We start from the raw sequence: 24,125 nt of genomic DNA on the forward strand, positions 1-24,125 counted from the left end.
ACCCACCCGTTGCCGCCACCTTTTGGGCGCCGTCGCGCTCGGCCGCCTGTGGGTCGGGGACGTGCCGGGGTGTCTCCTCACTCCAGTTATCAGTGCACAGTCGCGGTGCGTCGCGGGGTCGCTGCGGGGACACTCCGGCCCGCCCCCTTAGGTTGTTCGCCGCGCTGCGGCGGGTGCCCAGAAGAGTGGGCAGGGGGTGCGATTGCTTTTTCCGGCTCCCCCTTCGGGGTTCGCAGCCCGCCCCCGACCCCCGCGCGGCCGAGCGCAACGGCACGATGCGATTGCCGGTAACGGGGGGAGGGAAGTCTCCTCACCCGGAACCGCCAAGCGGGAGCGCTACCGTTTGGCGACGAAGACGTGGCTCGCCACGTCCTGGCTCAGCTCGGCCGCCTCGCCGCCGGAGCCGACCAGAATCCCGCCGGGAGACTCGGTGACGCTGACCACCGCGCCCGGCTGCACACCGGCGCGCCGCAGCGTGTACATCAACTGGGCGTCGGTCTGGATCGGCTCGCCGATCCGCCGCACCACCACGGTCTTCCCGTCGGCGCCGGGATCCAGGTCGACCAGGCTGACCGTGCCCTCGTCCAGGAACGGGTCGGCCTCCGCCTTCTCGCCCAGTTCCTCCAGGCCGGGGATCGGGTTCCCGTACGGCGACTCGGTGGGGTGCCGCAGCAGCTCAAGCACCCGCCGCTCCACCGCCTCGCTCATCACGTGCTCCCAGCGGCAGGCCTCCGCGTGCACCTGCTCCCATTCCAGGCCGATGACGTCGACCAGCAGGCACTCGGCGAGCCGGTGCTTGCGCATCACGCGGGTCGCGAGCTGCCGACCCTCCTCGGTCAGCTCCAGGTGCCGGTCGCCCGCGACCTGCACCAGGCCGTCCCGCTCCATTCGCGCCACCGTCTGGCTGACCGTCGGACCGCTCTGGTCCAGCCGCTCGGCGATACGGGCGCGCATGGGGACCACACCCTCCTCTTCCAGCTCCAGGATGGTGCGGAGGTACATCTCCGTCGTGTCGATGAGGTGTCCCGACATACGTGCCCCTCAATAGCTCGTGCGGTGGCCCTGCTGCCAATTCTGACGCATGCCACCGACAACGCCGCCCATTCGGTGTTGACAGCCCATGCCGACAGGATCCACCGTGATCGGCGACCTATGAGCGGAGGACGGCGACATGGCGGCTGACGATCTCGCCGGTCGGTACCTCGACGCTGCCATCGACCTGCTGCGCCGAGTACGCGACGAGGACGCCGAGAGCATCGCCGAAGCGGGACGGCTGATCGCCGAAGCGGTCGAGGGCGACGCCCGGATCTTCGTGTTCGGCGCGGGTCACTCCTCGCTCCCGGCGCAGGACGTGGTCTACCGGGCGGGCGGACTGGCCCTGATCAACCTGCTCGCGGTGCCCGGCGTCATCGGCGTGGACGTCATGCCCGCCACCCTCGGCAGCGCGCTGGAGCGGGTCGGCGGGCTCGCCGCGGCCGTACTGGACACCAGCCCCGCCGAACCGGGCGACGTGCTGATCGTCATCTCTTTGTCCGGCCGCAACGCGTTGCCGGTCGAAATGGCGCTGAACGCCCGTGCGCTGGGCCTGAAGGTCATCGGCGTCACCTCGCTGGCCTACCCGGAGCAGACGAAGTCGCGGCACTCCTCCGGCACGTATCTGAAGGACCACTGCGACGTGGTGATCGACAACAAGATCGCGGTCGGCGACGCGGAGCTGACGTACGAGGGCGTTGCGGCCCCGTTCGGTCCGGCGTCCACCGTCGTCACCAGCGCCGTGCTGCAGGCCGTGGTGGCCACCGCGGTCGGTGCGCTGGCCGAACGGGGAGTCACCCCGCCGCTGCTACGGTCCGGCAACGTGGACGGCGGGCACGAGTGGAACGCGCGGATCCTGGCCGAGTACGGCGACCGGATCTTCTACCGCCGCTGACCGACCCCGCCCGCCAGGGCGCCTACCGGCGCCGGTTCAGCAGCGCCGCCATGTCCAGTGCCGCCGCGACCCGGGCCGCCACGTCCTCCGCGTACGCCGCGTCCGCGCGGTCGAACGGCCGCCGCCCCGCACCGCGCAGGAACGTCACCACGCCCAGCGTCCGCCCCCGGCTGCGCAGCACCGAACACAGGCCGTACATCGTCCCCTCCGGCCATCTGCGGAGTGCGGCCTGCTCCGGCGAGAGGTCCGCGGCCCGCACCGAGCCGAGCCGTTCGACCGACTGCAGCGCCGGATGGCCCTCCTCGTACGGCACCGGGATACCGCCGGACGCCACCGGCAGGCACGGCCCGGGACCGCCCGGCGTCCCGGCCGCCCGTACCAGCTTGCCGCCGGCGCCCATCACGTCGATCAGGCCGTCGTCGGCGAAGCCCGCGAGCGCGTAGTCCAGATAGCCGGTGGCCGCCTCCATCGGGTCCTCGCACTCGGCGCCCGCGTTCGCCGCCCGACGCAGCTGGTTGGTGCGGAACCGCAGCTGCGACGCCTCCTGCTCGGCGGCCTTGGTGTCGGTGATGTCCTCGAAGAGCCAGCCGACGCCGAGCGGCACCGGCTCCTCGCCGAGCGGTGAGCCAAGACGTACGAAGCCGCTGCGCCAGCAGTACCGCTGCGCACCCTCGCCCTCGCCGCGCAGGGTCACCCACAGATCGAGCGGTGCGGTCGGCGCGCCCTCGGAGAGCACATGGTGCAGCGCGTTCTCCAGCTCCTCGACGCCCTGGCCCAGCACTTCGGCGAGCGGGCGGCCGAGCAGCGCCTCCCGGCCGGTGCGCAGGGCCCGTGCGGCGCAGCTGTTGACGACGGCGGGGCGCAGGTCGGCGTCTATCAACACCACGCCCCAGGATGCCTCTTGGAACAGTGCGTCGCTGAGCGCGATGGACCGTTCCAGATCGATCTGCGCATGCACCTCGGAGAAGGCGCAGTACACCCCGACCGGCTGTCCGTCGGGCGCGGTGACGGCCGCCGTCTGGGCGCGCACCAGGACGCGATGGCCGTCTTTGGTCAGCAGGGCGAACTCATGGACCTGACGACCCGGCCCCTTCATCACGCCGAGCAGCCGGGCCATCAGTTCGTCGGCGTCGGCGCTGCGCACCGCCCAGCCCGCGAGCCCGCGGCGGCCGACGGCGTCATCGGCGCTCCAGCCGAGGATGCGGGCCGCCTCTGTGTTCCAGTGGGTGACCAGGCCGTCCTGGTCGAAGGCGCACAGAGCGGCGTCCATGCTTTCGAGGAGGGCGGCGAGAAGCTGCTCGTCGCCGCCGCTCAGCGGCTTCGCGTGGGCGTCGGAAGGCTGCACATCTCCCCATTCAACCCCCCTGTGACGCAACCCACACGACGTTCGGGAAAATCAGTTGTGCCTCGGCTGCGGCGTTCTTACGCTGGCGGTACACGGAGAGGAGGTGGTCCGAAGAATGATTGCTTATCGGACGCGTGAGGTGACTGCCGGCTGACGCCGCGCACCTCGCCTGCGAGATGTGCGTCGCGGGCCTAATCCAATGCAGTCACCCGACCCGCGGGCTACCGGAATTCGTCCGGTCCGGTCCTGGAGGTTCCTCCAGGCGGCAGCCCGCGGGTCGCTGCATGTCCGCTTCCTGCTGCCGGCCTATGGACACGGGCTTCTGCCGGCCTATGAGCACAGGCTTCTACCGGCCTATGGGCACAGGCGGTCGATCCGCCAGCCCTCCCCCTCACGCACGTACACCAGCCGGTCGTGCAGCCGGTTCTCCCGGCCCTGCCAGAACTCCACCCGTTCCGCGTCGACCCGGTAACCGCCCCAGAACGGCGGCGCCGGGACCCGCTCGCTCTCCGGATACCGGTCGGCCAGCTCCGCGTACCGCCGCTCCAGTTCGGCACGCGACCCGACCGGCGCGGACTGATCGCTCGCCCACGCGCCGAGCTGGGAGCCGTGCGGACGGCTGCGGAAGTAGGCGACCGTCTCCTCACGCGCCACCTTGGTCACCGGGCCGCAGATGATCACCTGCCGGGCGATCGGGTGCCAGGGGAAGAGCAGTGAGGCGTAAGGGTTCTCCGCCAGATCGCCGCCCTTGCGCGAGCTGTAGTTGGTGAAGAAGACGAAGCCGCTGGTGTCGTAGCTCTTCAGCAGTACGGTCCGCGAGCTGGGGCGCCCCGAGGCGTCGGCCGTCGAGACGACCATCGCGTTCGGCTCGGGAAGACCGCTGCTCGCGGCGTCGGCGAACCAACGGGCGAACTGCTCGTACGGGCACGGGGCGAGCTCGGGCACGTCGAGACCAGCGGCACGGTACTGCTTCCGCATGGTGGCGGGGTCGGGGTGGGGCACCCGCACATCTTGCAGCACGGAAGGCGGCCAGTGCGCGGCCGTGGCCAGGCTCACCCGGGCGGGTGACATCGCACGCCGGGGCAGCTTGGGACAGGTCCGGCGAACGGCCACCCGACCAAGTAACGCAGTGTGCCGCACGTCACGCTTCCGGTCACGTAGTGAAACCGACAGAATCGCCCCTGGACCGCTGTGACCTCTCGACACCAACAGATACCTTGCTGCGTTCCTCCTCGGCAGGGTGAACCACCACCCGAGCAGGGCATGACCGAGGTGTCACCAGCCACTCGTCGACCACATCATGAGGAGCCGCCTGATGTCCGACTTCGTACCCGGACTTGAGGGAGTCGTCGCGTTCGAAACGGAGATCGCGGAACCCGACAAGGAAGGCGGCTCCCTGCGCTACCGGGGCGTCGACATCGAGGACCTGGTCGGCAGCGTGTCCTTCGGAAACGTCTGGGGCCTGCTGGTGGACGGCAGCTTCAACCCCGGTCTGCCGCCGGCCGAGCCGTTCCCGATCCCGGTGCACTCTGGTGACATCCGCGTCGACGTGCAGTCCGCGCTGGCGATGCTCGCACCGGTGTGGGGTCTGAAACCGCTGCTCGACATCAGTGCCGAGCGGGCCCGCGACGACCTGGCGCGGGCGGCGGTCATGGCGCTGTCCTACGTGGCGCAGTCGGCGCGCGGGCAGGGGCTGCCGATGGTGCCGCAGCGGGAGATCGACAAGGCGCAGACCGTCGTCGAGCGCTTCATGATCCGCTGGCGCGGCGAGCCGGACCCCCGGCACGTCAAGGCCGTGGACGCGTACTGGACGTCGGCTGCCGAGCACGGCATGAACGCCTCGACGTTCACCGCCCGGGTCATCGCCTCCACCGGTGCGGATGTGGCCGCCGCACTGTCCGGCGCGGTGGGCGCGATGTCCGGGCCACTGCACGGCGGGGCGCCGTCCCGGGTGCTCGGCATGATCGAGGAGATCGAACGCACCGGTGACGCGGTCTCCTATGTGAAGAAGGCCCTCGACAAGGGCGAGCGCCTGATGGGCTTCGGCCACCGCGTGTACCGCGCGGAGGACCCGCGCGCCCGCGTGCTGCGCCGCACCGCCAAGGAGTTGGGCGCGCCGCGCTACGAGGTCGCCGAGGCGCTGGAGAAGGCGGCGCTGGAGGAGCTGCACAGCCGCCGCCCGGACCGTGTGCTCGCCACCAACGTGGAGTTCTGGGCAGCGATCATGCTGGACTTCGCCGAAGTTCCGGCGCACATGTTCACGTCGATGTTCACCTGCGCTCGCACCGCGGGGTGGAGTGCGCACATTCTTGAGCAGAAGCGGACCGGCCGTCTGGTGCGGCCGTCCGCGCGGTACGTGGGGCCTGGGCCGCGCAGCCCGCGCGAGGTGGAGGGGTTCGGGGAGGCCGTGCACTGACGTTTGGTCCGGCGCGGATTTCGGTTGGGGTGCGGTTGGTTCGGCACCGCCGGTCCGCGCCGTCGGTGGCTGCTCGCCATCGCGGCGGGGATTTCTTGGGGGCAAGCCCCCAAACCCCCGGCCGTGGCGGCGAGTTTCTGTTGGGACCTGTCCCCAAGCGTCCGGTCCCCAAGCGTCCGGTCCCCAAGCGTCCGGTCCCCAAGCGTCCGGCCGCGGGCGCGGGGGTGTTGGGGCTTGCTCCTATCGCCGGCCACCATGGTGGTCACAGGCCGCTTGCCAGGATCTCCGCCAGGTGTTGGGCGCGTACTCCGGCCAGTTGGGCGAGCTGGGTGCGGCAGGAGAAGCCGTCCGCGAGGACCAGCGCGTCGTCGGGTGCGTTGCGTACGGAGGGGAGCAGTTGCTCGTTCGCGCAGGCCGCCGAGACCTCGTAGTGGCCGCGCTCGAAACCGAAGTTCCCGGCGAGGCCGCAACAGCCGCCGGACAGCTCGCCGGTGAGCCCCGCCTTGCCGCGCAGCCGCCGCTCGGCGGCGTCACCGAGCACCGCGTGCTGGTGGCAGTGTGTCTGGCCGACCACCGGACGGTCCAGGCGCGGTGGGGTCCAGTCGGGTGCGTACTCCTCCAGCGCCTGGGCGAACGTCCTGGTTGACGCGGCCAGCCGCGGTGCGTCGCCGGACCCCAGCAACTCTGGCAGATCCGTGCGCAGCGTCGCCGTACAGCTCGGTTCGAGGCCGACGATGGGCAGCCCGGCGTCCAGCGCGGGCCGCAGTGTGTCCAGAGTGCGGCGCATGACCGTGCGCGCGCGGTCGAGCTGGCCGGTGGACACCCAGGTCAGCCCGCAGCACACCGGTTCCGGCGGCAGTACGACCCGCAGTCCCGCCGCCTCCAGCACCCGGACGGCGGCCGAACCGGTCTGCGGGTTGAGGTAGTTGGTGAAGGTGTCGGGGAACAGGACGACGGTATGTCCCTGGCCCCGGCTACCGCCGCCGCCCCGGCGCCGGTGCTCGCGCCACCAGCGGGTGAAGGGTTCGCGGGCCAGTTGCGGAATGTCGCGTTCCGGGGCTATGCCCCCGATCCGCCTCGCCACGGCCGAAAGCGGCGTTCCGGCCGCGGCGTTCAGCAGCGGCGCAACGCGCAGCGCGGCGGTGGCGCGGAGCCAGACCGGCAGCCAGCCCATGGAGTAGTGGGCGGCCGGGCGGGGCCGTCCCGCGTAGTGGTGGTGCAGGAACTCCGCCTTGTACGTGGCCATGTCGACGCCGACCGGGCAGTCCGAGCGGCATCCCTTGCACGACAGGCACAGGTCGAGCGCCTCCCGCACCTCCGGCGAGCGCCAGCCGTCGGTCACCACCTCGCCCGCCAGCATCTCGTGCAGCAGCCGGGCCCGGCCCCGGGTGGAGTGCTGCTCCTCGCCGGTGGCCCGGAACGACGGGCACATCACCGCGCCCGAAACCGCCTCCGTGCCACGGCATTTGGCCACACCCACACACCGCCGCACCGCCGCCGAGAAGTCACCGCCGTCGTGCGGATAGCCGAACTCGACGTCGACCGGGCGCTTCGGCAGCGCCTCGAAGCGCAGGTTCTCGTCCAGCCGTGCCGGACGCGCCAGGACGCCCGGGTTCATTCCGCCCGCCGGATCCCACAGATCCTTGAAGCGCCGGAACAGCCGCACCAGTTCGTCCCCGTACATCACCGGCAGCAGTTCGGAACGCGCCAGTCCGTCGCCGTGCTCACCGGACAGCGAACCGCCGTGCGCGACGACGAGCCGCGCCAGGTCCTCGGAGAACCGCCGGAAGCGCGCGACGCCCGCCTCGCTCAACAGGTCGAAGTCGATGCGGACATGGATGCAGCCTTCGCCGAAGTGCCCGTACGGCGCGCCGCGCAGCTCGTGCTGGGCGAGCAGGGCGCGGAAGTCCCGTAGATACGCGCCCAGCCGGACCGGCGGCACCGCGCAGTCCTCCCAGCCCGGCCAGGCCTCGCTGCCGTCCGGCAGCCGGGTCGCCAGACCCGCGGCGTCCTCACGCAACCGCCACAGTGTGCGCTGGCCGCCCGGTTCTGTGACGACGGCGCTGTCGACGGCTCCGTCGCGCAGCGCGGTCCGGCACAACCCGTCGGCCACGGACCGCACTTCGGCCGTCGAATCCCCGCCGACCTCCACGAACAGCCACGCTCCGCCACCCGGCAGCATCGCCGCCGCGCCGGCCGCCACCTCGGCGGACATGCCCTCCACCGTCAACGGGTGCAGCGGCAGCAGCCCGGGCGCCGCCTCCGCCGCCGCGCTCTCGTCGGGGTAGCCGAGCACCGCCAGTGCGCGTACGGCGGGTACCGGCACCAGCCGTACGGTGGCCGAGGTGAGCACCCCGAGCGTGCCCTCGCTGCCGGTGAAGGCGCGCGCCAGGGCCACGCCCTTCTCGGGCAGGAGTTGGTCGAGGGCGTAACCGGAGATGCGGCGCGGAAGATCCGGAAATCCGGTGCGCAGCAAGGCGAGATGGGCTGCCGTCAGCTCGCCGATCCCGTCCCGGAGGCCAGCGGGAAGCCCGTCGGTCCCCTGGGCCAGCCGCAACCGCTGGCCGCCGTACGTCTGGACGTCCAGTGTGCGCACGTTGTCGGCCGTGGTTCCCCAGGCCACCGAGTGCGCGCCGCAGGAGTTGTTGCCGATCATGCCGCCGAGCGTGCAGCGGCTGTGCGTCGACGGATCGGGGCCGAAGGTCAGGCCGTGCGGCGCCGCCTGCCGCCGCAGGTCGTCGAGGACCACTCCGGGCTGTACGACGGCGGTGCGCGCCGCCGGATCGATGGCCTCGACACGGTTCATGTACCGGATGAAGTCCAGCACCACGCCGGTCCCGGTCGCGTTCCCGGCGATCGACGTTCCACCGCCGCGCGGCACCACGGGCACACCGTGCTCCCGGCAGACGGCGAGCGCCGCCGCCACGTCGTCGGCGTCCCGCGGTGCGACGACCCCGAGCGGCACCCGGCGGTAGTTGGAGGCGTCCATCGTCGTCAGCGCCCGACTCCCCGCGTCGAACGCGACCTCCCCGCGTACGGCTTCTTCGAGGGCGCGCAGCAGAGTCATGTTCCTTAGCGTGCCCGTGATCAGCGGGTTGATCACGGGAGAGGGAAGTTTTCTGCGGCGAGCCCCGGACCCGCTCGGTGTCTCATCCGGTGGAACGGGGGTCGGGAGGGTGTCGTTTCGGATTACGCTTCGGCTCGTGGCTGAGATCCAGATTCCCGCAGACATCAAGCCCGCCGACGGTCGTTTCGGCGCGGGCCCGTCCAAGGTGCGTACGGAGGCGCTCGACGCCCTGGCGGCCACCGGAACCTCCCTGCTCGGTACCTCCCACCGCCAGGCGCCGGTCAAGAACCTCGTCGGCGAGGTGCGCGAGGGCATCGCCGGATTGTTCTCGCTCCCCGAGGGCTACCAGGTGGTGCTCGGCAACGGTGGCTCCACCGCCTTCTGGGACATCGCGACGCACGGCCTGATCAGGTCCAAGTCGCAGCACCTGTCCTTCGGTGAGTTCTCCTCGAAGTTCGCCAAGGCCGCGAAGCTCGCGCCGTGGCTGGAGGAGCCGACCGTCATCTCGTCCGAGCCCGGTACGCATCCGGCTCCCGCAGCCGAGGCCGGGGTGGACGTCTACGCCTACACCCACAACGAGACCTCGACCGGTGTCGCGATGCCGATCAAGCGGGTCGCGGGCGCCGACACCGGTTCGCTGGTCCTGGTGGACGCCACCTCCGGTGCGGGCGGACTGCCGGTCGACATCGCCGAGACGGACGTCTACTACTTCGCCCCGCAGAAGTCGTTCGCGGCCGACGGCGGCCTGTGGCTCTCGGTGTTCTCCCCGGCCGCGCTGGAGCGCGCCGCCGAGATCGCCGCGTCAGGCCGCCACATCCCGGCCTTCTTCGACCTGCCGACCGCCATCGACAACTCGGCGAAGAACCAGACGTACAACACCCCGGCGCTCGCCACGCTGTTCCTGCTCAACGAGCAGCTGAAGTGGATCAACGGCCAGGGCGGTCTGACCTGGGCCGTCAACCGGACCAACGACTCCTCCGCCCGGCTGTACAACTGGGCCGAGAAGTCCGACCACGCCACCCCGTTCGTCGCCGACCCGGCGCAGCGCTCGCAGGTCATCGGCACGATCGACTTCGCGGACTCCATCGACGCCTCGGCGATCGCGAAGGCGCTGCGCGCCAACGGAATCGTCGACACCGAGCCGTACCGCAAGCTGGGCCGCAACCAGCTGCGCGTCGCGATGTTCCCGGCCATCGACCCGGCGGACGTCGAGGCGCTCACCGCGTGCGTCGACTACGTCATCGAGCGGCTGTAGCAGGCGTGTTGCGGGTGGCGGGGCGGGGGCCCCGCCACCCCTTGCTCCGAGTGCGCTCCAACGGCTCGGCTTGTGGTTCACGGACTACCCGCAGCTCGGACGCACCGGCCTGAAGGTCTCCTGACTGGTGCTGGGCACCGTGAACTTCGGCCAGGTGACCGAGGAGGCCGACAGCCACGCCATCATGGACGCGGCGCACGCCGCGGGGCTGGACTTCTTCGACACCGCCGACGTCTACGGATGGGCTGAGAACAGGGGCCGCACCGGGGAGATCATCGGCTGCTGGTTCGCCAAGGGCGGCGGCCGCCGGGAGAAGACCGTACTGGCCACCAAGGTCTACGGGGACATGGCCGAGTGGCCGAACAACGGCAGGCTCTCCGCGCTCAACATCCGGCGCACCGCGGACGCCGGCCGGAGGCGTTCGCGTGGTAGTCGGCGGGCGCCAAGCGGACGGCGGTGGCGTGCGCTCAGCGGACCGCGGCGGCCACCACCACGACGGCCAGGAGCAGCACCATGGCCGCGGTCATCACTCGGGTACGGGTCTTGGGATCCACGTATCGAGACTAACCGGCCCGGGACGCTGTCCCGGGCCGGGGGTCAGTGGCCCAGCGGCCAGCGCCGCACGGTCTCGTAACGGGGTTGCGCGCCCGGCGTGCCCGGCTCGGGGGGATGGCTCTCGACAAGGTCGATGTGGTCCGCCGTCCACTCCCGGCTGGTGAAGTCCGTCAGCAGTTCGGTGTACGGGCGCAGCGGGGTGTGCCGGTGCGGGCGAGCGCGGGCCAGCGTCAGATGCGGGCGGAACGCGCGGTCCTCCATCTCGATACCGGTTCTGCGGGCACCCGCGGCGACGGAGTCGGCCAGCCGCCCGAGCGGGGCCACGTCGCCCTCGACTCCCACCCACAGCGTGCGGTCACCGAACCGGCCGCCGCCCGACAGCCGCAGGGACATCGGCTTGTGGCGGCGGGCCGCGCGCTCCAGGCGTGCGATCAGCTCCGGGATGGTCTCCTCGGGGACCTCGCCGAGGAACGCCAGGGTGAGGTGATGGCCGGTGTCCCCGGCCCAGCGGAGGCGGTCCGCACCGGGGGCCGAGCGAAGCTTGTGCTCGGCGCGGGAGAGGTCGCGCAGCGCTTGGGATGAGGGCCAGAGGGCCACGAAGAGTCTCATGGGGCGGGGGGTTCCTTCTGCCTGCGGGGCGCTTGCGCTGGCGTTTCTGGGGTTTTGCCCACCCGCCCACCCGTTGCCGGTGATCTTGCCGTTGCGCTCGGCCGGTTCGGGGTCGGGGGTGTGCCGGGGTGTCTCCTCACTCCAGGTTGACCCCACAGGCACTGTTGCGTCCTGGGGTCGCCGCGGGGACACCCCGGCACACCCCCTTTTGCCGTCTTCCGCGCCGCGGCCGGGTGGGGGGAGTTTGAAGACCGCGCTTCGGTGGAGCGGGGCGATCCGAAGGCCGCGGCTGGGCGGGAGGCCGCGGCCGGGTGGGGGTGCCACGGCCGCGGCCGGGTGGGGGTGGACCCCAAGGCTGCGCCTTCGGGGGTAGTCCCGAAGGCGCTACGTGGTTGCCTGGGTGCGTCTTGCGGTCCAGTGGATCGCCAGGCCGACCGCGGCGGCCGCGGCCGCTGAGACCAGGCCGCCTGTCAGGAAGCCCACCCGGGCGCCGTACGTGTCGGTGGCCCAGCCGACCACGGGGCCGCCCAGCGGGGTGCCGCCGACGAAGACCATCATGAACAGGCTCATGACCCGGCCCCGCATCGCGGGATCCGTGGCGAGCTGGACGGTGGAGTTCGCGGTGGTGTTGATCGTGATGCCGAACACTCCGATCACCACCAGCAGCGCGGCCAACAGGTACATCGACGGCGACAGCGCGGCCACCATCTCCAGCGCCCCGAAGACCACCGCCGCGCCCACCAGCATCCGCAGGCGGGTGGCCGTACGCCGTGCGGCCAGCAGCGCACCGGCCACCGAGCCGACGGCCATCGCGGTGTTGAACAGTCCGTACGTGCTCGCACCGGCGTGGAAGACGCCGTGCGCGAACGCCGACAGCCAGATCGGGAAGTTGAAGCCGAAGGTGCCGATGAAGCCGACCAGGACGATCGGCCAGATCAGTTCGGGCCGGGATGCCACATAGCGCAGTCCCTCCCGTAGTTGGCCCTTGCCCCGCGGGGTGGGCTCCACCTGGTGGAGTTCCTCCTGGCGCATCAGCAGCAGGCCGATGAGCGGGGCGCCGAAGGACAGTCCGTTGATCAGGAACGCCCAGCCGCTGCCGACCGCGGTGATCAGCACACCGGCGACGGCCGGGCCGATCAGCCGCGCGGTCTGGAAGTTGGCGGAGTTGAGGCTGACGGCGTTGCGCACGTCCTTCGGACCGACCATCTCGACGACGAAGGACTGCCGCGTCGGGTTGTCGACCACGGTCACCACACCGAGCAGGAACGCGATGGCGTAGACATGCCAGACCTGTACATGGCCGCTGAGCGTCAGCACGGCCAGGACGAGACCGAGCAGCCCCATCGAGGCCTGGGAGACCAGCAGGAGTTTGCGCTTCGGGTAGCGGTCGGCGATGACGCCCCCGTACAGCCCGAACAGCAGCATCGGCAGGAACTGGAGTGCGGTGGTGATGCCGACCGCCGTCGAGGAGCCGGTGATGCTGAGCACCAGCCAGTCCTGGGCGATACGGGACATCCACGTGCCGGTGTTGGACACCATGGCGCCGGTGAAGAACAGCCGGTAGTTGCGATTGCGCAGCGAGCTGAACATGTGCCGCTTCGCCGACGCCGTGAGGCCGGCCGGCGCGGTCGGCCGGGTGGTAGTCGTGATGGTGGGGTTCGATCCGGGTGCGGCTTCTGCTCCGGGGGCCGAACTCAAGGGGGGCCTCTTCTCTGCTTGGTGACGGCTGAAAGATGTGCCCGCTGTCTACAGGTGCGCCAGCTTCTCCAGTACCGGCGCCGCGTCCCGCAGCGTTGCCCACTCCTCGTCGGTGAGCCCTTCGGCAAGCTGCGCGAGCCATACGTTCCGCTTGCGGCGGCTCTCCGCGAGCATGGCTTCGGCCTGTTCGGTCTGGCTGACCACGACCTGGCGGCGGTCCTCCGGATGCGGCTCCCGGCGGACCAGACCCTTGCCCTCCAACATGGCCACGATGCGGGTCATGGACGGCGGCTGCACGTGCTCCTTGCGGGCCAGTTCGCCAGGGGTGGCGGAGCCGCAGCGGGCCAGCGTGCCCAGTACGGACATCTCGGTCGGACTGAGCGACTCGTCCACTCTCTGATGGCGCAGCCTGCGCGACAGCCGCATCACGGCCGATCGCAGGGAGCTCACCGCTGCGAGGTCATCCTCGGACAGTTTGGTCACAGTTCTTTAGGTTATCTCATTACCTACCCTAACGAAACCCGGGGTCGCCATCAAACGCGGCTGTGTGCGAACTCACCCGTACGAGTGACTTCCCCTCGAAAAGAGCGGCACTGTGCGACGGCAGAACGCGACGGTAGGTGTATGGGACCGCGTGGATCGAAAGTGCTCAGTGTGCGCATAGACACGGAACTGCTGGAACGGATCGGCGATCATGCCGCCAAACGCGGAATGAGCGTCCAGGACTATGTCGTCCGGACGCTCATGCGCGAGGACTTCGACGAGAGATTCAAGGCCTCGGTGGACAGGACCCAGCGCTTCTACGCCGGCTAGCCCCTCACTACGTCAGGTGCAGCGCCGGCATCAGGTAGTAGAACGTGAAGACCGCCGAGACCGCGTACAGCGCGACCGGTACCTCACGGCCCCGGCCAGCCGCCAGCCGCAGCAGGCAGAAGGTCATGAAGCCCACACCGATGCCGTTGGTGATCGAGTAGGTGAACGGCATCATCAGCATGGTCAGGAACGCCGGAATGGCGATCGTGAAGTCGCTCCAGTCGATGTCCCCGATGCTGTGCGCGAGGATCAGGAAGCCCACCGCGATCAGCGCGGGGGTGGCCGCCTGCGCCGGAACCATCGTGGCCACCGGGGTCAGGAACAGCGACAGGATGAAAAGCAGTCCCGTGACGATGCTGGCCAGCCCCGTCCGCGCGCCCTCGCCGACACCGGTCGTCGACTCCACGAAGCAGGTGTTGGCCGAGCTGGAGGTCGCACCGCCGAGCGCGGTGGCGATACCGTCCACCATCAGCACCCGACTCATACCGGGCAGATCACCCTTCTCGTCCAGCAGATGCGCCTCATCGCTCACGCCGAGGATGGTGCCCATCGCATCGAAGAAGCCGGACAGCAGGACGGTGAAGACGAACAGGACGCCGGTGACGATCCCCACCTGGTGGAAGCCACCGAAGATGCTGACCTTGCCGATCAGGCCGAAGTCCGGGCTGGACACCGGGTTGCCCGGCCACTTGGGGACGGTGAGCCCCCAGGAGGCGGCCGGGACCTTGGCGACCGCGTCGATGACCAGCCCGAGGACGGTCATGGCGACGATGCTGATCAGGATCGCGCCCGGCGTCTTGCGCACGATCAGCGCGAGGGTGAGCAGCACACCGAGGATGAAGATCAGCACCGGCCAGCCGTCGAGGTGACCGTTCGCGCCGAGCTGCAGCGGGACAGTGGTGTGCGCGGCGTCCGGGATACGTGAGACGAAGCCGGAGTCGACCAGTCCGATGAGGAAGATGAACAGGCCGATGCCGATGGCGATCGCCTTGCGAAGCCCGAGCGGCACCGCGCTCATCACCCGCTCGCGCAGCCCGGTGGCGACCAGCAGCATGATCGCGAAACCGGCGAGCACCACCATGCCCATCGCGTCCGGCCAGCTCATCTTGGGCGCGAGCTGCAGTGCCACCACGCTGTTGATGCCGAGCCCGGCCGCCAGCGCGATCGGCACGTTGCCGATGACGCCCATCAGCAGCGTGGTGAGCCCGGCGGTCAGCGCCGTCGCGGTGACCAACTGGCCTCCGGCGAGATGGTGGCCGAACTTGTCCACACCGCTACCGAGGATGATCGGATTCAGCACGATGATGTAGGCCATCGCAAAGAAGGTGGCGATACCGCCACGAATCTCCCGATAGACGCTGGAACCCCGCTCGGAGATCTTGAAGTAACGATCCAGACCGTTCTTGGGGGCATGCGGAGGGTTGGGCTTCGCGAAGCCGACCGAAGCGGTCGCCGAGCTGGGCATGGAAATTCCTCGGGGAAAAGCGCGGCCTCGACCGCTGGGCATGGTTCTCACGAACCCGACCGGATTTGGACATTCGCACGAAAGAATCCAGTCAGGCGTAGGCCGTTTCAGTATGAACCGATGAGTGTTTGATCGCTATCTCCGCGCGTAGACACCATTGGGCGGGGTGCGCGAGCGCCGTCGAGGCGGGTCGTAGGCTGTGCGCTATGACGAGGAAGTGGACACCGCGGCACGAAACCCCTGAGCCGCTGGAAGCGAACGATGTCGCGATCGTTACCGGCGGCACGATCGTCTGGTTCGTCCTCTTCCTGGTCCAACTCCCCTTCTACGGGTGGTTCGCCGCCCGGGGGCACTCATGGTGGATCTGGAGTTGCCTGGCCGGCGCGGGCCTCGGCACGGTGGGCATCTGGTACGTCCGGAAGCGGCGTGAGGCGCTGCGCAGGCACCGCTCGGACGCCTGATCGCCCGCGGCGGGCGGCTGGCGTAAACCGCCCACCTGTGACCGCCACCTTCGGGCGCCCTTGCGGACGCCAGAATCTCCTGTACGCCACGTAGTGTCAGACGCATGAGCGATCACGCCCGGCCAAGCCCGCCGCAGGCGAACCCGCAGGGCCTGACCACCGCCGAGGTCGCCGAGCGCATGGCACGCGGGGAGGTCAACGACGTCCCCGTGCGCAGCTCCCGGTCCACCGCGGACATCGTGCGCGGCAACGTCTTCACGCGCTTCAACGCGATCCTGGGCGTACTGTTCCTGATCATTGTCGTGGCGGGGCCGATCCAGGACGGTCTCTTCGGCTTTGTGATCATCGCCAACACGGCGATCGGCATCATCCAGGAACTGCGGGCCAAGAAGACCCTGGACAGCCTGGCCCTGATCGGCGAGGCGAAGCCCACCGTACGGCGGGACGGCACCCCCGCGCCGCTGTCCACCTCAGAGATCGTGCTGGACGACGTGATCGAGCTGGGGCCCGGCGACAAGTGCGTGGTGGACGGCGAGGTGGTGGAGGCGGACGGGCTGGAGATCGACGAGTCGCTGCTCACCGGTGAGGCCGATCCGGTGGTGAAGCGGCCCGGCGACCCGGTGATGTCGGGCAGCTTCGTCGTCGCGGGCAGCGGGGCGTTCACCGCCACCAAGGTCGGCCGCCAGGCGTACGCAGCCCAACTGGCCGAGGAGGCCAGCCGGTTCACCCTGGTCCACTCCGAACTGCGCACCGGCATCAGCCAGATCCTCAAGTACGTGACCTGGATGATGATCCCGGTCGCCATCGGCCTGATCGTCAGCCAGCTGTACGTGGAGAACCACGACTGGCGCGAGGCCGTGCGCCGGATGGTCGGCGGGATCGTCCCGATGGTCCCCGAGGGGCTGGTGCTGCTGACCTCGATCGCCTTCGCGATCGGCGTGATCCGGCTGGGCCGCAAGCAGTGCCTGGTGCAGGAGTTGCCCGCGATCGAGGGGCTGGCCCGGGTCGACACCGTGTGCCTGGACAAGACGGGCACGCTGACCGAGGGCGGCATGGACGTCACCGAGTTGCGGGTGCTCGACGGCGACGAAACGTACGCGGCATCGGTGCTGGCCGCGTTCGGCGCCGCCGATCCGCGGCCGAACGCCAGCCTCCAGGCGATCATCGACGCCTACCCCGACGGCTCGGACGGCTGGCACTGCACCGGTTCGCTGCCGTTCTCCTCGGCACGCAAGTACAGCGGGGCGACGCTGCGGGACGCGCACGGCGAGAGCCGTACCTGGCTGCTGGGCGCGCCCGATGTGCTGCTGCCGCCCGGCCACCCGGAGCTCGCCGGGGTGGACGAACACGGCGCGCGGGGCCTGCGGGTACTGCTGCTGGCCCGCGCCACGAAGCCGCTCGACGACCCGTCGGTGATGGACGGGATCGAACCCACCGCCCTGGTGGTGCTGGAGCAGCGGCTGCGCGGCGACGCCGCGGAGACGCTGCGCTACTTCGCCGAGCAGAACGTGTCCGCCAAGGTCATCTCCGGTGACAACGCGGTGTCGGTCGGAGCGGTCGCCGCCAAGCTGGAGTTGCCGGGGGCGCACAGTCCGGTCGACGCACGGCGGTTGCCCGCCGGGCGGGACGAGATGGCGAAGGTGCTGGAGGGCGGCTCGGTCTTCGGCCGGGTCACCCCGCAGCAGAAGCGCGACATGGTGGGCGCGCTGCAGTCGCGCGGCCACAACGTGGCGATGACGGGGGACGGCGTCAACGACGTGCTGGCGTTGAAGGACGCCGACATCGGCGTGTCGATGGGTTCGGGCAGCGAGGCGACCAAGGCGGTGGCGCAGATCGTGCTGCTGAACAACAGCTTCGCCACGCTGCCGTCGGTGGTCGCCGAAGGGCGCCGGGTGATCGGGAACATCACCCGGGTCTCGAACCTGTTCCTGACCAAGACCGTGTACTCGGTGCTGCTCGCCCTGCTGGTGGTGATCTGGCGGGTGCCCTATCCGTTCCTGCCCCGGCATCTGACACTGCTCAGCACGCTGACCATCGGCGTGCCCGCCTTCTTCCTGGCACTGGCGCCCAACCGGGAGCGCGCCCAACCGCACTTCGTCCGCCGGGTGATGCGGTTCGCGCTACCGATGGGAGTGATCGCCGGGATCGCGACGTTCGTCACCTACCTGATCGCACGCCACCACTACCACGGCGCGGGCGAGTTGGACGCCGAGACCAGTGCGGCGACGCTGACGCTGTTCCTGATCTCGATGTGGGTGCTGGCGATCATCGCCCGCCCCTATACCTGGTGGCGGATCTGGCTGGTGCTGGCGATGGGCCTGGGCTTCCTGGCCGTGCTGGTCACGCCGTGGCTGCAGGCCTTCTTCAAGCTGAAGCTGGTCGGCACCGAGGGGCCGTGGACGGCGGTCGGGATCGCGGTGGCGGCCTCGGTGGCGCTGGAGCTGGTCTGGCGCTGGATCAGCCGCCGCCCTGCCTGACCGTATGATCGCGGACCATGTCGTTCCGCTCACCCGGGGGCTCACATGCTCAGGGCGAGGGTCAAGCACAGCTGACCCCCGCCCCGGTGGTGGATCAGTCGAACCAGCGCGCCTCGGCCAACTCGGCCGCCCGTGACGGGTCCTCCAGCAGCGCCGCCACCTCGAAGCGGCGCTGCCACTCCCCCGCCGCCCAGGCCAGGCCCGCCGCAACGCCCTCCAGCGTGGCCGCGTGCAGCACGCCGTCCACGTAGCGCCAGTCCAGCTCGATGCCCGGCTCGACGAGCAGTTCCTCGTGTTCGAGGTACGAGGCCGGTGCGCCCGGCAGCAGTTCGCGTACCGCGTCGGGCACCTCGTGCGGCTCGCCCTGCGTGGTGACCGGAGCGGCGAACTCCGCGCTGAGGCGGCGGGCTTGCAGGAGTTCGGCCAGCTCCGTCGCATGGCGGGGACCGGCGGGCAGCAGCGGCCGGCCGACCGCGAGCGGCAGCAGGTCCGGGGCGTCGGCGATCAGCGCCTCGCCCGCGTCCACCACCGCCACCACGCCGTCCACCACCGCCCGCAGTTCGTCGGGCAGGGTGACCGATTCCGGGTCCAGCGCCGACAACTCCGCGTACAGCCAGCGCAGTTGCGAGGCGGTGACCGGACGGGACGGATCGGCCAGCCGCGCCAGGAGTTCGGCGGCGCCGCCGGGCTCGTCCAGCAGCGCGGCCACCGAAGTCCGCACACCCAGCGCCCGTAGCACCTGTTCGTCCACGGCCGAGGTCTCCGCCTCGTCGTACAGCCCGGCCAGCAGCGGGTCTCCCCCGGCCGCGCGCAGGCCCACCGGGCGACGGCCGTCCAGCACCGGGTGGTCGCGCAGCCACCAGGCGGTGTACGGGCGCACGCTCTGCGTCGTACCGTCCGGCAGCAGCACCCGCACCGGTGTGGTGATCGCGTCCCGCAGCGGCGGCTGAGCGAGCAGTGCCAGGGCCTGGGGCCAGGCGTCGTCGTCGACCAGGTCCAGATCGCGCACCCCGATGATCTCGGTGGCGACCGGCGGCACATCGGTGTCCGGCAGTTGGTCGAGCACGTCCTCGCACCACACGTCGACGGCGTCGAGCAGGCCCGGGTCGTCGGGCTCGGCCCACTGGCCGTCGCGCGGTTCGAGGTCGTCCGGGTCGAGGACCACATCGCCGGCCCGTACCAGCGCGAAGGTGGCGAGCACGCCCACGGCGGTCAGCGGCTGCTCACCCCAGCGGGCCGCCAACTCCGGGTCGCACGGCGCCATTTCGTCCGCACGGATGACCCGCTCGAAGAGGCTTCCGGGGTAGACGAGTTCACTCGCGGGGGTGAGCTCGCCCTCGTCGTCGGGGAGCGCGAGCGCGCCGAGCCACGGTTCGTCGCCCGGCGCCAGGTTCGCGTCGCGGACCAGCGACAGCACGAGCTCCGCCAGTTCCTCGGCGTCGAGCGTCCCGGCCTCCTCGTCCCACATCTCGTCCGCGTCCAGGGAGTTGGCGACCGCGGCCCGCACCTGGGGGGTGGTCAGCACGGCACGGGGTGTGGCGGGCGTCGCGCCCAGCTTCTCCAGCAGCGGGTGGGCGGCGTCGGGGTGGGCGACCCGCAGACCGAGCCGGGACAGGCCGTCGGGCAGCGGGCCGATGCCGGTGGGCAGCAGGATCTGGCGCGGGCCGACGACGGTGCGTCCGTCGGTGAGCGGTACGGGAAGGCCGCTCAGCCGGTCGGGATCGGTACCGGCGAGGGCGTCGTAGAGCCGGTGCCACCAGGTCGCCGGGCGCTCGGCGCCGGAGAGCCGGTCGATGGCGTCGCCCAGCGACAGCCGGGCGACGCCCAGGCTGCGAAGTTCCACCCGGCGTTCCAGACCGGCGGGCAGCAGGCTGGGGAAGATCTCGGCCAGCACGGTGACGGCCTCGGCGGACGCGCCTTCGACCAACTCGGCGCGGTCCGGGCGCAGCGCGTGCGGCTCTTCCGGTTCCTCGCCGGGCTCGGCGGGCGCGGGTCGGGCGCTGGGCAGGAACGGGGTGGACGGCAGCCGCTCCAGCACGTGTGCCCGCAGCGTCCCGTCCAACTCACCCTTGCCCAGCGGGCCCGGCACCAGGTCGATGATGCCGGTGCCCAGCGGGCGCCAGTCGCGCAGCAGTTCCACGTAGGACTCGGCGGCGCGCTCGGCGATGAACTCGGCGAGCGGGCCGGGCGCGACATGGCGCCGGGTGGGATCGAGCGGGAAGGATGCGATCAGCAGCGCGGGCAGGCCGAGCGGTTCGTCGGTCGGGGTCGGGGCGTGTACGACGGGTGCGGTCCGCGGACGGACCGGCGCTCCGCCCGCGCCGACCGGAACGGCCCAGGTCACCGACCAGGCGGGGCGCAGCCGTTCCTCGACGGGGCGGCCTTCGAGCAGTTCGGCGGCGAGCGGGCCGCCGGTCGCGGTGACCCGCCAGCGGGTGGTTCCGGTGACGCTGTCCTCGACGATGACGTCCTCGCCGTGCTGGCGCCGGGTGAGGGTACGCACCCCGCCTTCCGGCGTTTCGATCACGACTTCGGTCAGGCCGGGCAGGGTCAGCAGCAGCGCGTCGTCGACGGCGGAGAGCAGATGGTCCGCCAGGTCCTGCGCCGCGCCGTCGCGCAGCGGCAGCACGACGACGGTGTCATAGCCCTCCGGAGCGCGCCCTTCGGCCGGCAACGGCAGCCGCAGCAGCGGTACATGGCCGTCCCGGCGGCGCAACTCATCGGCGAGGCCGGGGCTTTGGGCGGCCGCCTCGGCGGCCAGCTCGCGGGCCTCGGCGAGCGACCACCGTACGCCACCGGTGCGGCCGACGACCGCGGGCTCGTCGCTGACCGCGAGAACGGCGGAGAAGCCGACGCCGAATCGGCCGACGGCCGCCTCGGCCTGGTCGCGTTTGGCGGAGGCGCGCAGCGTCGACAGCGATTCGACACCCGCGGCGTCCAACGGCGCGCCGGTGTTCGCGGCGGCGAGCACACCCTGGTGCAGGGTGAGCCGGAGGCGGCCCGGCACCCCGGCGCGCAGCGCCGCGTCCGCGGCGTTCTGGGCGAGCTCGACGACGAGGCGGTCGCGGTAGCCGCCCAGCGCGAGGTCCTCCTCGGCGTTGGCGTCCTCGCGGAACCGGGCTGGGGACGCCTGCCACGCGTCCAGCACGGCACGGCGCAAACGCTCCGTACCGAACGGATCGGCTCCACCCTGCGGTTCCTGCACGATCGGCTTGCCCACGTCGGTCCTTCCGCTCCGCGACCACCTACCCGCGCATTCTCGCGGAATGCGCGGGCGGCGGATGACCCGGGCTGCCCTGCGTGCCGGTGGTTCTGTCTTCCCGCCCACCGCCCCTTTTCGGGGGCGCCGTCAGGAGTGGCCCAGTTCCTCCGTCGGCCCGGTCTCCTCCACCGAACCGCCGTGGCGGTCGGGGTGCAGTGGCATGGGCTCGACGTTCATCTCGTCCAGGACCGGCGGGGCCGGGCGGGGCGCACGGGGCATGACGGCGGCTTCGGAGTGGCCGCCGCAGCCGAAGCCGAGCGAGACGACATGGCCCTCCGCGGGGCTGAACTCATTGGCGCAGATGCCGAACGCCTGCCGCAGCGAGCCCGCGATCGGGACCAGGAAGCCGCAGCTCACGCAGTGCGCGGGGGCCGCCTGCGCGATGGCGGACTTCGGACCGAACGCCTCCTCCCAGCGGGCGGCGGCGGCTTGCAGACCGTACCGGGACAGCACCCGGGCGCGCCGCAGGCCGAGCTCCTCGGCGACGGCGGAGATGCTGCCGCGGGCGGGCGTGGTCGGCAGCGCGGCCGGAGGGGTGGCCGTCACATCGGCGTCCTCGGCCTCGGCCAGCTCGGCGAGGTCCTCGGCGACGGCCGAGACCGCGGAGTCCACCGGCGCTTCCTCGGCGGCCAACCAGCCGGGCTCCAGCCGCAGGTCGTCCGCCTCGGTGGGCAGCAGATCGCCGGGGCCCAGGTCCCCGGGGCGCAGCCGCTCGCTCCACGGCACCCACTCGGGCGCCAGCAGCGCCTCCGCGTCGGGGAGCAGCACCGCCTCGTCGAGGGTGACGGCCTTGGCACGGGAGGCCCGGGCCACGGTGACGGCCCACCGCCAGCCGCGGTACGCGGGGTCCTGGCAGGCGAAGGAGTGCGTGACGACACGGTCCCCCTCGGCCACGGCCCCGAGGTACTCACCGACGGCCTCCGCCCCGGCGAGTTCCTCGGCCGCCGCGCGGGCGAGGTCAACCGCCTCGGCGCACAGGCGGTCCGGTGTCCGGCTTCGCATCGCAGCACTCACAAGAATCGATTCTCTCCTACGCCGTCTCACGAGTGCGCCGACCGGAGGCTGAGCGGGACGGAGCGGACCTTGGGACCGCGTCGACGTCCGCCCAATCGTCCTCGGGCGCACCGACTTGGTTCCCATTCTGCGGGATCGGCCGGAAGCGCGCGGCGAGGAACGTGCCGGTGGGGGCGCGTGGGGCACGCTACCCGTCCACGCTCCGCGCGGGAAGTCAGGGGTACGCCCGACCCCTGCGCACAGCCCCCCAGCGGCGCGTCGCCGCACGCCACCGGCCCGCCGCCGCACCGTCACCGTACCGCCGTCAGCGGGGACATCCCGCGGGCGACCGGAGATAACGGCCCTGCGCGGGCGGTGATGGGGGCAGGATGGCAGTCGTGGGTGCCCTCCGGAGGTCCGCGGCCGGGCCGATGCGTCGGGTCGGCCGGGCCGTCGCGCGCGGACCGGTGCGGCTGGCGCGCTGGGTGCGGGCGGGGGTCCGCAAGGTGACGCACGCGCACGGGGCGGGTGAGACCGGGCTGGCGAAGCTGCTGGAGCTGCAGGCCGTCAGTTCCGCGGGCGACATGATGATCACGATCGCGCTCGCCAGCACCGTCTTCTTCTCGGTGCCGACCGGTGAGGCGCGCGGCCGGGTGGCCCTGTACCTGCTCATCACCATGGCGCCGTTCACCCTGCTCGCCCCGGTGGTCGGACCGATGCTGGACCGCGTCCCGCACGGTCGGCGGGCCGCGATGGCAGGGTCGATGCTGGCGCGCGCGGTGCTGGCCTGGGCGATGGCCTCGGTGGTGTCGACCGCGGGGCTCGGGCTGTACCCGGCGGCGCTCGGGGTGCTGGTGGCGTCCAAGGCGAACGGCGTGGTGCGCAGCGCCGTCGTACCGCGGTTGCTGCCGCCGCGGATCTCGTTGGTCAAGGCGAACTCCCGGATGACGCTTTCCGGGCTGCTGGCGACCGCGCTCGCCGCCCCGATCGGCGGGGCGCTGCATCTGATCGGGCCCAGCTGGCCGCTGTACGGGGCATGCGCGATCTTCTCCGCCGGGGCGTTCCTGTGCTTCTCGCTGCCGCATCACGTGGACTCGGCCAGGGGCGAGCGCAAGGCCTCGCTGCACCGCGAGGACGAGATGGCGGCCCCGGCCGGGAAGACGGCCCGACGGCCGGGGCTGCGCACCGTCGGCTCGTCGGTGCTGTACGCGCTCCAGGCGAACTGCGCGCTGCGCGGGCTGTCCGGACTGCTCACGTTCTTTCTGGCGTTCATGCTGCGGGAGCATCCGTTGAGCGGCCTGTCCGCCGCGTTCTCCCTGGGTCTGGTGGCCGTGGCGGCGGGTGGCGGCAACGCCCTGGGCAATGTGCTCGGCGCCTGGCTGCGCACCCGGGCGCCGGAGGTGATCATCACGACCGTACTGCTGGTGGCACTCGGCACCCTGGTGTTCGCCGCCGTCATCTACGGCGCGGTGGCGGTGCCGCTCGCCGCGGCGGCCACCGGACTGACCCAGGCGATGGGCAAGTTGTCGCTGGACGCGCTGATCCAGCGCGATGTCCCGGAGGAAGTGCGTACCTCGGCGTTCGCGCGCTCGGAGACCGTGCTCCAGCTGGCCTGGGTGCTCGGCGGCGGCCTCGGCATCGTGCTGCCGCTGAACGGCGCGCTGGGGCTGGCGGTGGGCGCCGGGGTGGTCGGCGCCGGCGCCGCGGCGACCGTACGGGGCCTGCTGGCGGCGGCCCGACGCGGCACGCCGCACCCGCGCGTGGCGTGAACCAGGGCGCCCG

General features: G+C 71.4%; 17 protein-coding genes and 1 pseudogene. 8 read left to right on the top strand and 10 right to left on the bottom strand.

Features of this window, described 5'->3' with window-relative positions:
* Positions 1-336 precede the first annotated feature (336 nt).
* Positions 337-1,032, bottom strand: coding sequence for an iron-dependent transcriptional repressor DtxR (locus tag P2L57_RS37405; RefSeq protein WP_275822556.1), 696 nt, complete (start codon positions 1,030-1,032; stop codon positions 337-339).
* Positions 1,033-1,171: 139 nt separating this feature from the next.
* Here P2L57_RS37405 and P2L57_RS37410 point away from each other — a divergent pair, with 139 nt between their 5' ends.
* Complete coding sequence (locus tag P2L57_RS37410; protein WP_275822559.1) at positions 1,172-1,927, top strand: SIS domain-containing protein; 756 nt, start codon at positions 1,172-1,174, stop codon at positions 1,925-1,927.
* A 22-nt stretch (positions 1,928-1,949) separates the two neighbouring features.
* Here the strand turns inward: P2L57_RS37410 and P2L57_RS37415 are convergent, their stop codons facing one another.
* Together P2L57_RS37415 and pdxH are read right to left on the bottom strand one after the other, a co-directional pair.
* Positions 1,950-3,272 (bottom strand): PAS domain-containing protein, encoded by a 1,323-nt coding sequence (locus tag P2L57_RS37415; protein WP_275822561.1) that lies wholly within the window; start codon positions 3,270-3,272, stop codon positions 1,950-1,952.
* A gap of 354 nt (positions 3,273-3,626) precedes the next feature.
* Positions 3,627-4,250, bottom strand: coding sequence for a pyridoxamine 5'-phosphate oxidase (gene pdxH, locus P2L57_RS37420; RefSeq protein ID WP_275822620.1), 624 nt, complete (start codon positions 4,248-4,250; stop codon positions 3,627-3,629).
* A gap of 337 nt (positions 4,251-4,587) precedes the next feature.
* On the opposite strand from pdxH, the gene P2L57_RS37425 reads away from it, so the two are divergent.
* Positions 4,588-5,688 (top strand): citrate synthase 2, encoded by a 1,101-nt coding sequence (locus P2L57_RS37425; protein ID WP_275822563.1) that lies wholly within the window; start codon positions 4,588-4,590, stop codon positions 5,686-5,688.
* 262 nt (positions 5,689-5,950) lie between these two features.
* Here P2L57_RS37425 and P2L57_RS37430 read toward each other — a convergent pair whose 3' ends face one another.
* Positions 5,951-8,755 carry an FAD-binding and (Fe-S)-binding domain-containing protein gene (locus P2L57_RS37430; RefSeq protein WP_275822565.1) on the bottom strand — a complete coding sequence of 935 codons (2,805 nt, stop codon included), beginning with the start codon at positions 8,753-8,755 and terminating at the stop codon, positions 5,951-5,953.
* A 136-nt stretch (positions 8,756-8,891) separates the two neighbouring features.
* Between P2L57_RS37430 and serC the strand changes: the two genes are divergently transcribed.
* Together serC and P2L57_RS37440 are read left to right on the top strand one after the other, a co-directional pair.
* Positions 8,892-10,010, top strand: coding sequence for a phosphoserine transaminase (gene serC, locus P2L57_RS37435; protein ID WP_275822567.1), 1,119 nt, complete (start codon positions 8,892-8,894; stop codon positions 10,008-10,010).
* A 124-nt stretch (positions 10,011-10,134) separates the two neighbouring features.
* Positions 10,135-10,431: pseudogene (locus P2L57_RS37440) on the top strand (aldo/keto reductase); the annotation flags it as partial.
* Positions 10,432-10,607: 176 nt separating this feature from the next.
* Here the strand turns inward: P2L57_RS37440 and thpR are convergent.
* The 3 genes from thpR to P2L57_RS37455 form a co-directional block, all read right to left on the bottom strand.
* Positions 10,608-11,174: an RNA 2',3'-cyclic phosphodiesterase gene (thpR, locus tag P2L57_RS37445; protein WP_275822569.1), complete on the bottom strand. Its 567-nt coding sequence runs from the start codon at positions 11,172-11,174 to the stop codon at positions 10,608-10,610.
* Positions 11,175-11,558: 384 nt separating this feature from the next.
* The gene (locus tag P2L57_RS37450; RefSeq protein WP_275822571.1) at positions 11,559-12,872 is read right to left on the bottom strand and encodes an MFS transporter; all 1,314 of its coding nucleotides are present in this window, start codon (positions 12,870-12,872) and stop codon (positions 11,559-11,561) included.
* A gap of 48 nt (positions 12,873-12,920) precedes the next feature.
* On the bottom strand, positions 12,921-13,298 hold the full coding sequence (locus P2L57_RS37455) for a MarR family winged helix-turn-helix transcriptional regulator (protein ID WP_275822622.1): 378 nt from the start codon (positions 13,296-13,298) through the stop codon (positions 12,921-12,923).
* Between the two features lie 198 nt (positions 13,299-13,496).
* Between P2L57_RS37455 and P2L57_RS37460 the strand changes: the two genes are divergently transcribed.
* On the top strand, positions 13,497-13,685 hold the full coding sequence (locus P2L57_RS37460; protein WP_275822573.1) for a ribbon-helix-helix protein, CopG family: 189 nt from the start codon (positions 13,497-13,499) through the stop codon (positions 13,683-13,685).
* A gap of 7 nt (positions 13,686-13,692) precedes the next feature.
* On the opposite strand, the gene P2L57_RS37465 is transcribed toward P2L57_RS37460, so the two are convergent.
* Positions 13,693-15,150 (bottom strand): NCS2 family permease, encoded by a 1,458-nt coding sequence (locus tag P2L57_RS37465; protein ID WP_275822575.1) that lies wholly within the window; start codon positions 15,148-15,150, stop codon positions 13,693-13,695.
* A gap of 206 nt (positions 15,151-15,356) precedes the next feature.
* On the opposite strand from P2L57_RS37465, the gene P2L57_RS37470 reads away from it, so the two are divergent.
* Both P2L57_RS37470 and P2L57_RS37475 read left to right on the top strand, forming a co-directional pair.
* Positions 15,357-15,611: a DUF2530 domain-containing protein gene (locus P2L57_RS37470; protein ID WP_275822577.1), complete on the top strand. Its 255-nt coding sequence runs from the start codon at positions 15,357-15,359 to the stop codon at positions 15,609-15,611.
* A gap of 104 nt (positions 15,612-15,715) precedes the next feature.
* Positions 15,716-18,088, top strand: coding sequence for a cation-translocating P-type ATPase (locus P2L57_RS37475; RefSeq protein ID WP_275822579.1), 2,373 nt, complete (start codon positions 15,716-15,718; stop codon positions 18,086-18,088).
* A 94-nt stretch (positions 18,089-18,182) separates the two neighbouring features.
* Here P2L57_RS37475 and P2L57_RS37480 read toward each other — a convergent pair whose 3' ends face one another.
* Both P2L57_RS37480 and P2L57_RS37485 read right to left on the bottom strand, forming a co-directional pair.
* A complete protein-coding gene (locus P2L57_RS37480; protein WP_275822581.1) occupies positions 18,183-21,308 on the bottom strand; it encodes a sacsin N-terminal ATP-binding-like domain-containing protein in 3,126 nt (1,041 codons plus the stop codon).
* Between the two features lie 129 nt (positions 21,309-21,437).
* Positions 21,438-22,352 (bottom strand): DUF3027 domain-containing protein, encoded by a 915-nt coding sequence (locus tag P2L57_RS37485; RefSeq protein WP_275822583.1) that lies wholly within the window; start codon positions 22,350-22,352, stop codon positions 21,438-21,440.
* Positions 22,353-22,732: 380 nt separating this feature from the next.
* Between P2L57_RS37485 and P2L57_RS37490 the strand changes: the two genes are divergently transcribed.
* Entirely contained in the window at positions 22,733-24,112 is a 1,380-nt protein-coding gene (locus P2L57_RS37490; RefSeq protein WP_275822585.1) for an MFS transporter, read from the top strand.
* The last annotated feature ends 13 nt before the right edge of the window (positions 24,113-24,125 follow it).

Origin of the sequence: Streptantibioticus ferralitis (assembly GCF_029223525.1) — a bacterium.
In the GTDB taxonomy this organism is placed as follows: Bacteria; Actinomycetota; Actinomycetes; order Streptomycetales; family Streptomycetaceae; genus Streptantibioticus_A; species Streptantibioticus_A ferralitis.

What these genes read in the sequence shown, in the direction of transcription:
- P2L57_RS37405 (WP_275822556.1), bottom strand. Translation starts at nt 1,032, where the DNA reads ATGTCGGGACACCTCATCGACACGACGGAGATGTACCTCCGCACCATC.
- P2L57_RS37410 (WP_275822559.1), top strand. Translation starts at nt 1,172, where the DNA reads ATGGCGGCTGACGATCTCGCCGGTCGGTACCTCGACGCTGCCATCGAC.
- pdxH (WP_275822620.1), bottom strand. Translation starts at nt 4,250, where the DNA reads ATGCGGAAGCAGTACCGTGCCGCTGGTCTCGACGTGCCCGAGCTCGCC.
- P2L57_RS37425 (WP_275822563.1), top strand. Translation starts at nt 4,588, where the DNA reads ATGTCCGACTTCGTACCCGGACTTGAGGGAGTCGTCGCGTTCGAAACG.
- P2L57_RS37430 (WP_275822565.1), bottom strand. Translation starts at nt 8,755, where the DNA reads ATGACTCTGCTGCGCGCCCTCGAAGAAGCCGTACGCGGGGAGGTCGCG.
- thpR (WP_275822569.1), bottom strand. Translation starts at nt 11,174, where the DNA reads ATGAGACTCTTCGTGGCCCTCTGGCCCTCATCCCAAGCGCTGCGCGAC.
- P2L57_RS37455 (WP_275822622.1), bottom strand. Translation starts at nt 13,298, where the DNA reads ATGCGGCTGTCGCGCAGGCTGCGCCATCAGAGAGTGGACGAGTCGCTC.
- P2L57_RS37460 (WP_275822573.1), top strand. Translation starts at nt 13,497, where the DNA reads ATGGGACCGCGTGGATCGAAAGTGCTCAGTGTGCGCATAGACACGGAA.
- P2L57_RS37465 (WP_275822575.1), bottom strand. Translation starts at nt 15,150, where the DNA reads ATGCCCAGCTCGGCGACCGCTTCGGTCGGCTTCGCGAAGCCCAACCCT.
- P2L57_RS37470 (WP_275822577.1), top strand. Translation starts at nt 15,357, where the DNA reads ATGACGAGGAAGTGGACACCGCGGCACGAAACCCCTGAGCCGCTGGAA.
- P2L57_RS37475 (WP_275822579.1), top strand. Translation starts at nt 15,716, where the DNA reads ATGAGCGATCACGCCCGGCCAAGCCCGCCGCAGGCGAACCCGCAGGGC.
- P2L57_RS37485 (WP_275822583.1), bottom strand. Translation starts at nt 22,352, where the DNA reads ATGCGAAGCCGGACACCGGACCGCCTGTGCGCCGAGGCGGTTGACCTC.
- P2L57_RS37490 (WP_275822585.1), top strand. Translation starts at nt 22,733, where the DNA reads ATGGCAGTCGTGGGTGCCCTCCGGAGGTCCGCGGCCGGGCCGATGCGT.